This window comes from Rhizobium album (assembly GCF_003122325.1).
Classification (GTDB): Bacteria; Pseudomonadota; Alphaproteobacteria; order Rhizobiales; family Rhizobiaceae; genus Metarhizobium; species Metarhizobium album.
Genome location: NZ_QFBC01000012.1, coordinates 1 through 13,102, shown reverse-complemented (window position 1 = coordinate 13,102; position 13,102 = coordinate 1). Strand labels below are relative to the sequence as shown.

The window sequence follows — 13,102 nt, the reverse complement described above, 5'->3', positions numbered from 1 at the left end:
GACCCGGCGTTGGAGTGAACCCCTCGGGCTGGACCACCGTATGTGCTATCTGGCGAGCTGTCCAGCACAACCGACATGTCACATGCGCTGCAACGATACGATGAGGCGATGCGACCAATTGTGGAGGAAGGGCAGGACGTTCCCAAAATCGCCCCGAAAATGCTCCAGCCGCAGACACGAATCGCCGTCGCGCTGCAGCACGCAGTCCTTCGTGTCGCGGCGGCACCTGGCATCAGACAATTTGCCACGAAACTGTTTACACCTCGGACCAAAGAGATCGTCGTTCCGCACTACCGGAGTTCGCCAGAACACTGACGACACGACGGTGACGGCCCGCAGAAACGCGTTTCACGTCACACCGTTCGGAAGATATGGGGTCTCCAGCCCGAAGCACGCCAAACCCGGTTTCTCATTTTTAGACCACGCGGAGCTGTAGCTTGCGGCGAAACCGGGAAAAACTGGCGCTTACCATTCCGTGGGCGGCATTGTCCCACGAAACTGCGTAGCGGAATCGTTCTGCAATTGTTAGCAATTGTTCAAGCGCTTCCTTGGTCACATCGCGTTCGATAATCATGGCACCCTGCGCGATGAGGACGCTTATTCCGACAACCTCTACGCCCAGGTCAAACTCTGCATCGCGCCTTGGAAATCGCAGTCGCATACCCGGTTCCTAGTCCAAGTTTGCCGCGATTGAAGCTCAGTTCGCAAGGAGGACAAGCACGGCATTCGTCGCGACTGACTTCGACTTGCAGCTGCTTGAGGAACATAGGGCGCGCCTAAGGGTTACCATGGTAGTTTCGATCCCTGTGACAATTTACCAAGGGCTCCGATGAACGAACCCGTTGCACCTCAATTTCCCCGTCACGTTGGCACGGGTTCGATGTGGGGTCGACCGCGGCGTTATTTTCGCACTAAGCGACGTTCATCATCCGCGAAGCTTGTATGGCGTTGACGATGGGAAAGGCGTGGCTTGCCGCAGGCTCGAAACATGATTGCATTCCATCCTATCGAAATCATGATATCGTGAGGTTCGGATATCTGGCGTTGGCCGAGCGAGACCTATTCGACGCCGCGTCTCACGCGCAGCAGGTTCTTTTCGTGATCAGGAACGGCAAATCGAACATTACCCAACTGCCCCTGCTTCTCTAGGTAGTCTCGCCAGGATATTGACTCTGCTTGAGCAGCCCCGCTAGGTGCGCTGTGTTACGCGCGAGCATTTGAACCGCCTTCGTGACCACATCGGGTACTTCCTCAAGATCGACAAAATTTGTCGAGCCCATGGCTTCACCCACCCAGTAGGCGACGGCATTTGCCGGGATGGTGAACCCGACGTCGTTCAGTGCCTGGTAGATCTCGGCCGAAACGTGATGGGCCCCATCCTCATTCCCAACGACGGCGACCGCCGCCACAATACCGCAAGAGACCATCCGGCCCTGATCGTCGGTTTCCTCAAGAAAGGCGTCCATTCGTTCCAGCGCACGCTTGGCTACACTGCTAGGCTGGCCAAGCCAAATGGGCGTACCAAGAATGAGAATGTCGGCAGCGAGCAGCCTTTCTCGAAGGGCCGGCCAGTCGTCACCTTCTCCTTCATCGGACGTCACACCTGGCTTGATGTTGTAATCAGCCAGCCGGACAGTCTCCATGCTGACATCAAACGTTTTGAGCTCGTTGGCAATGAGACCGAGCATACGGTCGGTTGACGACTTTTCCTGCGCCTTGCTGGTTTTGAGTGTGCCGTTGAATGCGAGAGCTTTGAGAGCCACTGGGTGTTCCTCGATGTTATTGAGATTGCTTGCCTAACGCACCCGGCGCGACGGTAGTTCCCAATGCGGATTGGGGCGCGTCCGAAGACGCGCCACCAGAGTTATTTCTGTGACGGAGGTGACGCTTTGCCGAGTTTGATTGAGGGCTCGCGAGCCCAGACGCGCAGTTTTCCCAATTCCGCTACGAACGCTGCAATGCCCTCTTCACCTGGCAGTGCAATCGTGCCTTCGTCAAGCGCATCGGCAACGCCCGCCTTAGCCAGAAGAGGCGCGGCGGACCGGTCATATCCTATGAACTTACAGTGCTGGAACGCGTCAGCCACGAAATCACGCGCGGCTGCTTCGTTGACAAGATCTTCGATGCCTTCTGGTGATGTAAGAAGCGCCACAGCGTCGAACAGAACAGAAGGTCCACCGTCGATCATATGGTGCGCGACGATGCGCTTGCCATCTGATGCAACGATACCGCCAACCTTAGGTGCGATCAGCTCAACGACCGCCTTCTCCTTTTCGATCGCGGCCGTGAGGACTTTCAAGAGTTTGGCATCCACGCCATCGGTGACCAGGATACCGAGCTTCCGACCCTCAAAACGTTTGGGCCCCCGTTCGACAATGCTGAGCGCCGGCGATGGCTCCAGGTCCTGACGGGTTGGCATAGCGGCGTCGGCTGGGGCGGGCATTGATTGAAGCCCAAGCTTTTGAGCCACGGTTGTCGCCAATGTCTCGTCGATGTTGAGAAGGTGAGAGATCATCCGTTCGCGGATAACCAGGGTTTCAACCTTGCTCAACTCAAACGTCAACGCCATTGCGATATGCCGTTGTTCGGGTGGCGTCTGGCTGATGTAAAATTGACGGGCCTGGCTGTAGTGATCGGCAAAGCTTTCGGGGCGCAGCCGCACCTTCGGCCCCTGTTCATCGGACGGAAAATGCCGGAAACCCCGGGTAGGAGACTCACGGGGACCTTCTCCAAAAGAGTTCGGCTGGTAGTTCACCCGCCCGACCGGATTACGCATGGCCATGTGGCCATCCTGCTGGAAGTTATGGAAAGGACACTTCGGCGCATTGATAGGAAGGTGCGTGAAGTTAGGGCCGCCCAGCCGCTTCAATTGCGTGTCCAGATAGGAGAAATTCCGGCCCTGCAACAAAGGATCGTTACTGAAGTCGATGCCTGGCGGGACGTTTTGAGTCATGAACGCCACCTGCTCGGTTTCCGCGAAGAAGTTATCCGGCATACGGTCGAGCACCAGACGGCCGATCGGGCGCACGGGCAGGATCTCTTCAGGAATGATCTTGGTGGGGTCGAGGATGTCGAAATCAAAGTTGTCGGCAAAGTCTTGGTCGAAAAGCTGAACACACAGCTCCCATTCGGGAAAGTTGCCCGACTGGATGGACTGCCAAAGATCACGGCGATGATAATCCGGGTCGGCTCCGTTGATCTTCACCGCTTCGTTCCACGCTACGGATTGAAGGCCGAGCTTTGGTTTCCAGTGGAATTTGACAAACGTGGATTTGTCATCAGCGTTGACGAACCGGAAGGTATGCACGCCAAAGCCTTCCATGAAGCGGAAGGATCGGGGGATGGTGCGGTCAGACATGATCCACATGACCATGTGCATGCTTTCCGGCGTCAGGCTGATGAAGTCCCAAAAAGTGTCGTGAGCGGTCTGTGCCTGAGGGAATGCCCGGTCCGGCTCCTGTTTGGCTGCATGTACGACATCGGGAAATTTGATGGGATCCTGGATGAAAAACACTGGAATGTTGTTGCCGACAAGATCCCAGTTCCCTTCCTTGGTGTAGAGCTTGACGGCAAAACCACGAACGTCACGTGCCAAGTCGAAGGAACCCTTATTACCTGCGACCGTAGAGAAGCGGACGAAAACCGGCGTCTTCTCGCCGGCACGCTGGAAAATATCTGCTCGTGTGATGTCCGACAGGGGTTCATAGGTCTCGAAAAAGCCATGCGCGCCGTATCCGCGGGCGTGAACGACCCGTTCGGGGATGCGTTCGTGGTCGAAATGGAAGATCTTTTCTCGGAAGTGAAAGTCGTCGATCAGCGCAGGACCGCGCGCTCCGACTCGTAGTGTATTCTGGTCATCTGCGAGCGGGGCACCTTGGGCCGTTGTCAATGTATCATGGCCGTCTTCAGCGAACTGGTGCAACTCTCCGCCTTCACCGCGGTGAAGCTGCTGGTCGTGGATGGTGACCATATCGGAGGCAGCGGATGTCTTTTTGGGGTTGGTGGATGGCTTTCGGGCCATGGAGATCTCCTCACGACAAATAGAGAAAGGGCCGCCCGATGGGCAGCCCTGGTCAAAATCTCGAGACTTTAAGCTGCTTTCTTGCCTTTTGCGTTCGCAGACGCCTTGGCCAGCCCGGTCAGCTTTTCATCCGTGGCCTTTTCCTCGTCAAGGTTGGCCTGGAGGAGCGGGACTGCATCTTTAAGACCGAGTTGACCGGCCCATTCGATCAGCGTGCCGTAACGCGCGATCTCGTAGTGTTCGACCGCCTGCGCGGAGGAGATGAGACCGGCGTCGAGCGCGGGAGAGCCTTTGAACTCCTCCATGATCTCTTCACCTTCCGCGATGATGCCCTGGATGGCCTCGCAAGTCTTGCCACGGGCGGGCTTGCCCAGAATCTCGAAGACCTGTTCGATACGTTCGATCTGACCTTGGGTTTCGTCCCGATGCTGGAGGAAACCGGCTTTCCCTTCCTCAGACTGGGCGGCTCGAGCCATCTTGGGCAGAGCCTTCAGGATCTGCTTTTCTGCAAAATAGATATCCTTGAGGGTGTCAAGGAACAGGTCGTCGAGGGTCTTGGCTGTCGGCATTGGAGAATTCTCCCTGTTATTAGTGACGCGCTATTCAACTTGCTTTTCCATCGAAGGTTCCCACGCTGATAACGTTTCTGTTATCGTCAGCTCAGACGCTGAGCGGCAGGGTCTGAGGGGACCCTATTACGCCGTCAGCACGACCTTGATGCAGTTGTCCTTCTTGTCTCTGAAGGTCTCGTAGAGGGCAGGGCCATCCTCAAGTTTCGCGCGATGGGTGATGATACAGCTCGGATCGATCTCGCCTTCTTCGATGCGGCGGAGAAGATCGAGTGAATACCGGTTCACATGTGTTTGTCCTGTACGGATGGTCAGGCCCTTGTTCATTGCGGCGCCGAAGGGAATCTTGTCCAGAAAACCGCCGTAGACGCCCGGAACCGAAACGATTCCGCCAGGTCGGCACGCCATGATCGCGGCACGCAGCGCATGCGGTCGGTCGGTTCCAAGCAGCGTAGCGGCTTTGACCTTGTCAATGATGGCGTCGAAAGAGGCGGTGGCGTGGGATTCAGAACCGACCGCGTCGATGCATTTGTCGGCGCCATGACCACCGGTCATTTCCTTGATCCGGTCCGGAATGGTGGCGTCTTCATCGTCAAAGTTGATGATTTCCGCTCCGGCTTGTTGCGCCAGGGCAAGCCGCTCAGGAACATTGTCGATAGCGATGACGCGGGCTGCACCTTGCATAAAGGCACTCGTGACGCAGAACTGACCAACCGGCCCGCAGCCCCAAATGGCGACGATATCCGTCGGTTCGATCTCGCAATTTGCGGCCGCCTTCCAGCCTGTCGGGAAGATATCGCCCAGAAACAACGCCTGTTCGTCGGTCATACCATTGGGAATTACAATGGGCGAGACGTCCGCATACGGGACGCGGACGAACTCTGCCTGGCCGCCTGCGTAGGCGCCGGTCAGGTGCGAATAGCCAAACTGGCCGGCAGTCTGATAACCGAATGCTTTGATTGCATTATCTGCATTCCGGTTGGTACGCTCGCAAACGGACCAGTTGCCTTTCAGGCATTGCTGGCATTCACCGCAGCAGATGGTGAACGGTACAACTACCCTGTCGCCGACTTTCAGCTTTTTATTATCGCGTCCAACTTCGACCACCTCTCCCATGAACTCGTGCCCGAGCACATCGCCCTTTTCCATAAAGGGGATATAACCGTCCATCAGATGCAGATCCGAGCCACAAATGGCACATGCCGTCATTTTGATGATAACGTCGCGGCCATCCTCAATTTGCGGATCCGGAACGCTGTCGCAACGGATGTCGCCCTTGCCATGCCAGCATAGTGCTTTCATCGGATATGTCCTTCAATGGATTAGAGTGTTGCCGCAGTACGTTCGGCGAGGATCTTGGTGGCTGCAGCTATAAAGAGCGAGCGCACCGGCCATGCCTCGTTGGAGGAGGAAAGTTCCAAAGGCGGTAAGGCTTCTAACCCAAATCTCGGAGATCTGACTTGATCCAGCATGGCGGCTTCGATCGCCGCGCCAATGAAGGCTCCCGTGCGAAATCTCCCATCGGTCTGTCGTTTTAGTGCGGCGATGCAATTGGTTTTCGCGCGGAGATGAGGATGGCCATCTGCTGGATGGCCATCGGTAGGGTAAGTTGCTCCAGCGCCTCAACGGACGTGCGGATCTCTGTCGCGGCTATGGCGGGTGGCAACGACCGCATCGAGGTCCGGCGCCAAAAGGTCGTGTCTTTCGGCAAAAGCGGCGAACATCCCTCGCGCAGTCTCCACTTCAATCTCGCCCTGCAATGCCGCCCTGCAGGCATTGAGTGCTATCGAATGAGCAGAATCGCTAACCGACGGCGGCCATTCCGAGAGGTGACGATAGGCGTCCATTACCGATCTGACCTTAGCGGGGAAGCCGATACCAACAAGAATTGTCACAGGTTCTTTGAACATATCGGGTTTCATTTGTCGCTCCTTTCCCACCCGGAATGCCAACGGGCGCCGTCCACAACGGCGCCCTTTTCTGCAACCGTCCGCTATCACGCCGCCTTTTGAGCTTCGATCTGTGCCGGAGTTGAAGGGGCGAACGTAGAATAGCCTGAGATTGAAATTTTTCGTGGTTTCAGGGCCTCGGGGATCTCGCGCACGAGATCGATCGTCAGCATACCGTTGTGGAGATCCGCTTTGCTCACCCGGACATGATCGGCAAGCTCGAACCGATGTTCGAACGGGCGCCCGGCAATGCCGCGATGCAGGTAACCTTCATTCGCCACCTCCTGCTTCTTGCCGGTGACCGTGAGAAGGTTGGATTGGAAGGTAACTCCGAGGTCGTCCTGCGCGAAACCTGCCACCGCAATCGAAATGCGGTAAGCGTCGTCACCGGTTTTGACGATATCGTAAGGCGGCCAATCGCTGATAGAGCGGGCGCTTTGCGCGTTTTCAAGAAGACTGAAAACACGGTCGAAGCCGACGCTTGAGCGAAACAGTGGGGTATAGTCGTAAGATGTTGCCATTGCCATATCCTCCTTGAAGCAACATGGGTACGGAAGCACCAGCGGTGCTCCTAGCAATGCCAAGCCCTGCTGTAGCGGCTGGCAATAACCGATTTGGTTTTGACGTTTTTTGAGTTCAAGATCCTTAGCGAAAAATTTTTGGCCGTAATGGCAGCTGGTCGAATGTCCCGGCCGGATCTCACTAAGCCGCTTATGACATTAAGCCGGTAAGCTGTAGCGCTCGCCTGAATGCGTCCTGTAAGCATTGAGTAGCAGATGAGGTACGAGTACATGCCAATCGGGGCGCGGAACTCAAATATTGCCCCCTCGTTTCGCTTGCGAGCATAAATTGGGAGATGACGAATGCCGATTATTGGTACCGCCGCCTGGTCAATCCCGAAAACGGTCGCCGACCGATTTGCACAGCAAGGAAGTGGCCTGACCCGATACGCGTCGGTGTTAGACGGCGTTGAGATCAATTCGACCTTCTACCGCCGCCACAAGACATCAACGTTTGCACGCTGGGCCGATTCCGTACCTGACGGATTTAGATTCTCGGTAAACGTTCCCAAGCAGATCACCCACGTCCGAGCGATGAAAGATATTGCCGAGCCGCTCGACACTTTCCTTGGAGATATCGCACCGCTCGGGGAAAAACGCGGCCCGCTGCTCTTTCAGCTGCCACCGTCATTGGGCTTCGATGGTGATGAACTCGAAAGTACTTTCAAGGCAATGCGACGTGCCGATAAGGACCAAATTGTCATTGAGGCGCGACACGGGAGCTGGGCAGCGGACGAAGCGCTGGATCTATTGAAGCGCTATGCGATCGATCGGGTTCTTGCCGATCCTTCACCTGTATGGCCAGCGGAGGATTTTGACACGCCTCCGAAATATGTGCGTCTGCATGGCAATCCGAAGATCTACTATTCGAGCTATACAGAAGACGAGATCAAGGCGTTCTTAGACCTGTTGGCTCCGGACGGCTGATGCATCTTTGACAATACAGCCTCGGGCGCCGCGATTGAAAACGCGCTAACGATGCAGGCTTCGCATTGACCATGTTCCACAGTGTACAACTCAGCTGCTGAATGAATATAAGTCCACCTGGGCAGCTCCCAGCCATTTACTCACCCATAGGCTTATGCGCCGTAATAGGTATTTACCGAGAATATCGCGACAAATCATCAGCATCCAGACCGACGAGCCATGAATGGCCCAAAGCTAAATGCTCGCGCAGACGCACCGTGGCTACTGAAAAAAGTACGAAAAAGAAGCATTTAAACGTTCGTGGACTTCCGGCAAAACCGCTACCTTAAGGGAAGTGTCTGCCCGCCTCCTCAAGCTTGGTTTTCTCATGCACACCTTGTGAATGCATCTGCAGCAACAAAACATGAAGCGCCTTGGCGGCCTCTGAATTCAAACCCAGCCCTTTTTCCGCGCAGATCTCTTCGTGAAGCTTATCTAAATCAGCAATATGAATGACGCTGGAAGTCGTTTCATCTGCCATTCAAATTTCCTTATCGTTTGTAGATTACGCGGCCAAAAGGTCATTCACCGACTTCACAAGCTGTTCCAATCTGTAGGGCTTGGGAAAAAACTTTGCTTTCTCTGGAAGCTCGAAAGCAGACGGGCTTACAAACCCTGACGTGACTACGATCCGAACGTTCGGCCAACGCTCAGTCACAATCCTCGCTAAGCCAAGGCCGTCCATTGAGCCTGGCATTCTCACATCAGTGACGATTAAGTCGACATCGGATTGATGGTGCAGAATTTCCAGAGCCGCATCTGCGCTTTCCGCTTCGAGCACCGTATGCCCCTCGGCTTCCAGAACGTATACAGCGTCCATACGAATTAGCGCCTCATCTTCAACGACCATAACGACCGCCGGTCGCTCATCTAAACTCATATGCGCTTCCTGCCAAAAACAATAAGCTGTCAGATTTCAGCATGTAGTGCGGGAAAAGCTGTTAGCCAGTGAGGGCTTTGGCGCAAAACGGTGCTCTGCCAACTCAAATGCAAATCTCCGCATCAAGTCTTCAGCGTTCCAGGAACTTGGTGGCGCTATGCTAGTTTGACAGCGACGAACCATTTCCAACGGCACTGGAGCATCACATGAGACGTCCCCTTACTGCTTTGTCCCTGTTCGTAGCACTTGGATCTCTCTCGATCGCATCCGCGGCCGAAATGTCGCCGAACGAATTCGTTGCGAAAGCCAGCGCGTCAAACCAGTTCGAAATCGAGGCAGCCACGCTGGCAAACGAAAAAGCGCTGCACCCTGAGACCAAACAGTTTGCTGAGAGTATGCTTAAGGACCATGGCAGAGCCGGCAGCGAGCTGGCGGAAGCGGCCAAGCAAGAAGGGGTGGCCGTCCCAACGGAGATGCCCACCGAATTCAAAGAGAAAATTGATGCTCTCAAGACCACGGCGCCGGCGGAATTTGACCAAGCCTATCAGTCGTCCCAGGTCGCCGCCCATGAGGAAGCTGTTGCTTTGTTTTCCGCTTATTCCAAGCAGGGAAAAGACGGACCGCTAAAGACCTTCGCTTTCAAAACTCTTCCAACTCTTCACACTCATGAAGTCCGTATTCACGGACTTACCAAGGATTGACGTAGGCACCCTCGGAAGCGCCCAAATTTTCGGAAACTCGGTAGTCACCCCTGATCAGGTTTCTGATGCCACCGGTACATACTACGCCGATGCCCACGCTAGCTGGTGCATGGAGCGATACCGCTCCTATCGAATTGAAGACAACACCTATCAACCGTTTTCGGGCAAACGGAAAGAATGTCTCGGGCCCGCGTCTTAGCTCGCCTACTCGCCGTGGCGAGAGAACCTGGACACTCGGTTGATCGAACATTTATCGGAGCCATTCGCTGGAACCGAAATCGCAAACGGCCGTTATCGGCGCTCATTCAATCCGCTGCGAGGTAACATGGCTGGTCGTACGCTGCTGCAATTCTTTCATTGGTACACGCAAGACGGCGGTGGACTGTGGAAGGAGGTGGCAGAGAAAGCGGAGAGCCTTGCATGCATGGGTATTACGGATGTCTGGCTACCGCCGGCCTATAAAGGCGCCGCCGGCGGGTTTTCTGTGGGTTATGACACTTATGACCTCTTTGATCTCGGCGAGTTCGAGCAGAAGGGAACGATCGCGACCAAGTACGGTGACAAGTCCGCACTCAAGCATGCGTGCCAAGCGCTGAATGAAAATGGCATCGGCGTGATTCATGACGTTGTGTTCAATCATAAAATGGGGGCCGACGAAAAAGAAGCGGTCCACGTCCGCCGGGTCAACCCCGAGGACCGGACCCAAATGGAAGACGAGGCGTTTGAGGCGCTTGCTTATACACGCTTCACTTTTCCGGGCCGGGCTAGCGCGCATTCAAAATTTGTTTGGGATCACAAATGCTTCAGCGGCGTCGACGTCATCGAAAAACCGGACGAAAGCGGCGTCTTTCGTCTGATTAACGACTACGGTGAAGGCGAATGGAATGACGAGGTCGATGACGAGCTCGGTAATTTTGATTATCTTATGGGAGCGGACGTCGAGTTCCGTAACAAAGCCGTCTGCGAGGAGCTAAAATACTGGGGCCGGTGGTTGTCGGAGCAGGTTCGTGTCGACGGCTTTCGCCTTGACGCCGCCAAACACATTCCGGCTTGGTTCTTTCGCGACTGGGTCGGCCATATGCGCCAGGCGGTGAAGGAAGACCTGTTCGTGGTCGCTGAATATTGGCATCCGGACATGAGCACCCTTAAAAGCTATCTCGATCTGGTGGATCACCAGCTCACCGTGTTCGACGTGGCGCTTCATCATCGTTTTCACGAAGCATCGAAAGCAGGCAAGGATTTTGACATGAGGACGATCTTCGACGGAACGCTCGTCTCAGGACATCCCGACCATGCAGTCACTATTGTTGACAACCACGATACACAGCCGCTCCAGGCGCTGGAGGCCGCGGTCGATCCCTGGTTCAAGCCGCTGGCTTATGCGCTGGTCCTGCTAAGGGAACAGGGCGTGCCCTGCGTTTTTCATCCGGATCTCTATGGTGCGCAGTATACCGATGGCAAGGATGGAGAGCATAGATCAGTCGATGTGCCAGCCATCGCATGCCTCCCGGAACTGATAGAAGCCAGGAAGCGCTTCGCCAACGGCCCGCAAACCGATCTCTTTGATGATCCACACTGTGTTGGTTTCGTGCGTCACGGAACGGGTGAGGTCCCCGGCTGCGTGGTGGTGATGTCAAATGGTGACCCCGGCGAAAAAGTTGCCGATCTTGGGCAAGCTCATGCTGGCGGGGTCTTTGTCGATTTTCTTGGCCATCATGAAGCGCAGGTAGTGATCGGAAACGATGGTAAAGGCGCTTTCCCGACGAACGGTGGAAGCGTTAGCGTCTGGGTCCATAACCAGTCATAAGCCACGCTCCCTTCAAGGCCACCCGCATTCAAGTCCCCAGTGTTTAAACGCGTTAGGAACTTAGCGCCTGGGCGGGGTCCCATGGGCCAACTCTCACCATATTTGTTTTTCGATTTTAGCTGCAACAATGGGTGCAGCTACAGCACCTGCGAGCCCAAGCCGCAAACGGCTTGCCATCTCAGATACGATAAAGGTTATCACAACGGTCGTTGCAACCTGTGACCATGTGCGATCGGCCGGAGGTGTGTCCTGCTTCACCGCCGATATCTCAGTGCGCATGTCGGCTACCTCTTTTCTCAGCCAAGCTATCTGTCGCACAAGATTTTCATAATTGCGGTCGCGTGAAGCGTCACGGCTTTCTTGCTCCGTTGGGGTCAGAACATCATCGAGGTCCGCCAAGTGGTCTTGAAGTTGCGTATATGAATCGAAACCGTTCGTTCTCATTGATGTTCCCTTCAGTTGAGCTCGCCGCGCCAAGCCAGGTTGGGCGATTGCGCGGAGAGGCGATTATCGACCCGCTTCACCCCATCGATCCGGGACGCGACCTCAATTGCCCTTACAACCTCCTCGTCGGTCAAAACCGAACCACTCAGAGTGATAGTGGCTCCCCTCGCGACGACTGAAACGCCGGTTGCGTCCAGCGCGCTATCACTGCCGAGCGCGTCGGCGACAGCCGTTTCCAACATCGCCTGCGTGGGGTTCTCGACCTCAATGGTTGGCGGAAGCTCGTGAAAGGTGGCGGGCTTGAATACCATTGTCGCGCTCTCACCGAAGTCCGAAGAAAGACAGAATGGCGAGCACGATAACGACGGCTCCGACAAGCCAAATGATCTGATTCATGGTTATCTCCTTCGTATTCATCCGGCGAAGGCCGCGGGGTTTATGCTTCCGGCTCGTCTGCCATGATGCGTTCGATCGTTGCAGGATCGCATTGCTCGTCCAAGGAACTGTCGGACACCGCCATCCCAGGTGCGGATATCGGCGAGGAATTCCTTTAGACTTTCGATGCCCCGGTCGGTGAAGGTCGTGATGCCCTCTTCGCTGCCGTCATAGGCATGGATCATCGTAAGCGGTCAGCCGATGGCGTCGGACCTGAAATTCCAGGGCATGAGGGCTTCGATTTCAGACGCGGGCCAGCCCTGAGCGATGCGGGTCAAGGTTTGGCAGAGCCAGGCGAGCGGATCGACGCTGTTCATTTTGCAGGTCTGAAGGAGAGTGGCCAATGTCGCCCAGGTGCGTCCACCACCTTCGCTGCCGGCGAATAGACTATTTTTTCTCGTGATTGTTTGAGGCCTGATCGCGCGTTCGACGATATTGGAGTCGATTTCGACACGGCCGTCCGCCAGGAACTGCTCCAGCGCGTCCCGCCGGGAGAGCGCATAGCGGATCGCTTCGGCGGTCTTGGACTTCCCGGAGATTTTGCGCAGCTCTCTTTCCCACAGATCGAAGAGGCCGGTGACAATGACTGCGGACTTTTGCTGTCGCAGCGTCGCTCTGGTATCGGCGTCCCTGCCGCGGACCTCATCCTCGACCTTCCATAGCGCGCTCATGGCGACGACCGTATCCGTCGCGGCCTGCGAGACCCCGGTGATGTGCAGGTCGTAAAACTTGCGCCTCAGATGCGCCCAGCAGCCTGCGAGTTGGATCGT

The 13,102-nt window shown here is 55.6% G+C and carries 18 protein-coding genes and 1 pseudogene; 6 read left to right on the top strand and 13 right to left on the bottom strand.

All coding sequences use genetic code 11. The annotated features are described in order from the left end of the window. Positions 1-75 precede the first annotated feature (75 nt). Positions 76-315 (top strand): hypothetical protein, encoded by a 240-nt coding sequence (locus DEM27_RS33640; protein WP_128755545.1) that lies wholly within the window; start codon positions 76-78, stop codon positions 313-315. Between the two features lie 100 nt (positions 316-415). Here the strand turns inward: DEM27_RS33640 and DEM27_RS21960 are convergent, their stop codons facing one another. The 7 genes from DEM27_RS21960 to DEM27_RS21925 all read right to left on the bottom strand — a co-directional run bounded on the left by DEM27_RS21960 (position 416) and on the right by DEM27_RS21925 (position 7,060). Beyond that, positions 416-661, bottom strand: a complete 246-nt coding sequence (locus DEM27_RS21960) for a hypothetical protein (protein ID WP_109460409.1) — start codon at positions 659-661, stop codon at positions 416-418. A gap of 484 nt (positions 662-1,145) precedes the next feature. Beyond that, positions 1,146-1,763, bottom strand: coding sequence for a flavodoxin family protein (locus DEM27_RS21950; protein ID WP_109460407.1), 618 nt, complete (start codon positions 1,761-1,763; stop codon positions 1,146-1,148). Between the two features lie 101 nt (positions 1,764-1,864). Beyond that, complete coding sequence (gene katE, locus DEM27_RS21945; RefSeq protein ID WP_109460406.1) at positions 1,865-4,021, bottom strand: catalase; 2,157 nt, start codon at positions 4,019-4,021, stop codon at positions 1,865-1,867. Positions 4,022-4,089: 68 nt separating this feature from the next. Next, the gene (locus DEM27_RS21940) at positions 4,090-4,590 is read right to left on the bottom strand and encodes a YciE/YciF ferroxidase family protein (RefSeq protein ID WP_109460405.1); all 501 of its coding nucleotides are present in this window, start codon (positions 4,588-4,590) and stop codon (positions 4,090-4,092) included. A gap of 126 nt (positions 4,591-4,716) precedes the next feature. Continuing rightward, a complete protein-coding gene (locus tag DEM27_RS21935) occupies positions 4,717-5,892 on the bottom strand; it encodes a zinc-dependent alcohol dehydrogenase (protein WP_109460404.1) in 1,176 nt (391 codons plus the stop codon). Positions 5,893-6,212: 320 nt separating this feature from the next. Next, positions 6,213-6,512 carry a DUF982 domain-containing protein gene (locus tag DEM27_RS21930; RefSeq protein ID WP_109460403.1) on the bottom strand — a complete coding sequence of 100 codons (300 nt, stop codon included), beginning with the start codon at positions 6,510-6,512 and terminating at the stop codon, positions 6,213-6,215. A gap of 74 nt (positions 6,513-6,586) precedes the next feature. After that, on the bottom strand, positions 6,587-7,060 hold the full coding sequence (locus tag DEM27_RS21925) for an Hsp20 family protein (protein WP_109460402.1): 474 nt from the start codon (positions 7,058-7,060) through the stop codon (positions 6,587-6,589). Positions 7,061-7,402: 342 nt separating this feature from the next. Here DEM27_RS21925 and DEM27_RS21920 point away from each other — a divergent pair, with 342 nt between their 5' ends. After that, entirely contained in the window at positions 7,403-8,026 is a 624-nt protein-coding gene (locus DEM27_RS21920) for a DUF72 domain-containing protein (RefSeq protein WP_109460401.1), read from the top strand. Positions 8,027-8,351: 325 nt separating this feature from the next. Here the strand turns inward: DEM27_RS21920 and DEM27_RS21915 are convergent, their stop codons facing one another. Further along, a complete protein-coding gene (locus DEM27_RS21915; RefSeq protein WP_109460400.1) occupies positions 8,352-8,546 on the bottom strand; it encodes a hypothetical protein in 195 nt (64 codons plus the stop codon). Between the two features lie 24 nt (positions 8,547-8,570). Next, a complete protein-coding gene (locus tag DEM27_RS21910; protein ID WP_109460399.1) occupies positions 8,571-8,945 on the bottom strand; it encodes a response regulator in 375 nt (124 codons plus the stop codon). Between the two features lie 206 nt (positions 8,946-9,151). Here DEM27_RS21910 and DEM27_RS21905 point away from each other — a divergent pair, with 206 nt between their 5' ends. From DEM27_RS21905 to amyA, 3 genes are all read left to right on the top strand, one after another. Next, complete coding sequence (locus DEM27_RS21905) at positions 9,152-9,646, top strand: DUF4142 domain-containing protein (protein ID WP_109460398.1); 495 nt, start codon at positions 9,152-9,154, stop codon at positions 9,644-9,646. Then, positions 9,612-9,845: a BA14K family protein gene (locus DEM27_RS34990; RefSeq protein WP_109460397.1), complete on the top strand. Its 234-nt coding sequence runs from the start codon at positions 9,612-9,614 to the stop codon at positions 9,843-9,845. Before DEM27_RS21905 ends, DEM27_RS34990 begins: the two co-directional genes overlap by 35 nt. A 126-nt stretch (positions 9,846-9,971) precedes the next feature. After that, on the top strand, positions 9,972-11,453 hold the full coding sequence (gene amyA / locus DEM27_RS21895) for an alpha-amylase (RefSeq protein WP_109460396.1): 1,482 nt from the start codon (positions 9,972-9,974) through the stop codon (positions 11,451-11,453). Between the two features lie 93 nt (positions 11,454-11,546). Here the strand turns inward: amyA and DEM27_RS21890 are convergent, their stop codons facing one another. Together DEM27_RS21890 and DEM27_RS21885 are read right to left on the bottom strand one after the other, a co-directional pair. Continuing rightward, positions 11,547-11,897 (bottom strand): hypothetical protein, encoded by a 351-nt coding sequence (locus tag DEM27_RS21890; RefSeq protein WP_109460395.1) that lies wholly within the window; start codon positions 11,895-11,897, stop codon positions 11,547-11,549. Between the two features lie 11 nt (positions 11,898-11,908). Next, positions 11,909-12,208, bottom strand: coding sequence for a BON domain-containing protein (locus DEM27_RS21885; RefSeq protein ID WP_109460394.1), 300 nt, complete (start codon positions 12,206-12,208; stop codon positions 11,909-11,911). Here DEM27_RS21885 and DEM27_RS34100 point away from each other — a divergent pair. Next, a complete protein-coding gene (locus DEM27_RS34100; RefSeq protein WP_165823526.1) occupies positions 12,198-12,359 on the top strand; it encodes a hypothetical protein in 162 nt (53 codons plus the stop codon). The genes DEM27_RS21885 and DEM27_RS34100 overlap by 11 nt on opposite strands. Here DEM27_RS34100 and DEM27_RS35085 read toward each other — a convergent pair. Together DEM27_RS35085 and DEM27_RS21875 are read right to left on the bottom strand one after the other, a co-directional pair. Further along, positions 12,334-12,517, bottom strand: a pseudogene (locus DEM27_RS35085) (hypothetical protein); the annotation flags it as partial. The gene DEM27_RS34100 and the pseudogene DEM27_RS35085 sit on opposite strands and share 26 nt — an antisense overlap. Before the next feature lie 9 nt (positions 12,518-12,526). Further along, positions 12,527-13,102, bottom strand: a 576-nt coding sequence (locus DEM27_RS21875; RefSeq protein ID WP_165823527.1) for an IS66 family transposase, incomplete at its 5' end; no start/stop codon positions are given.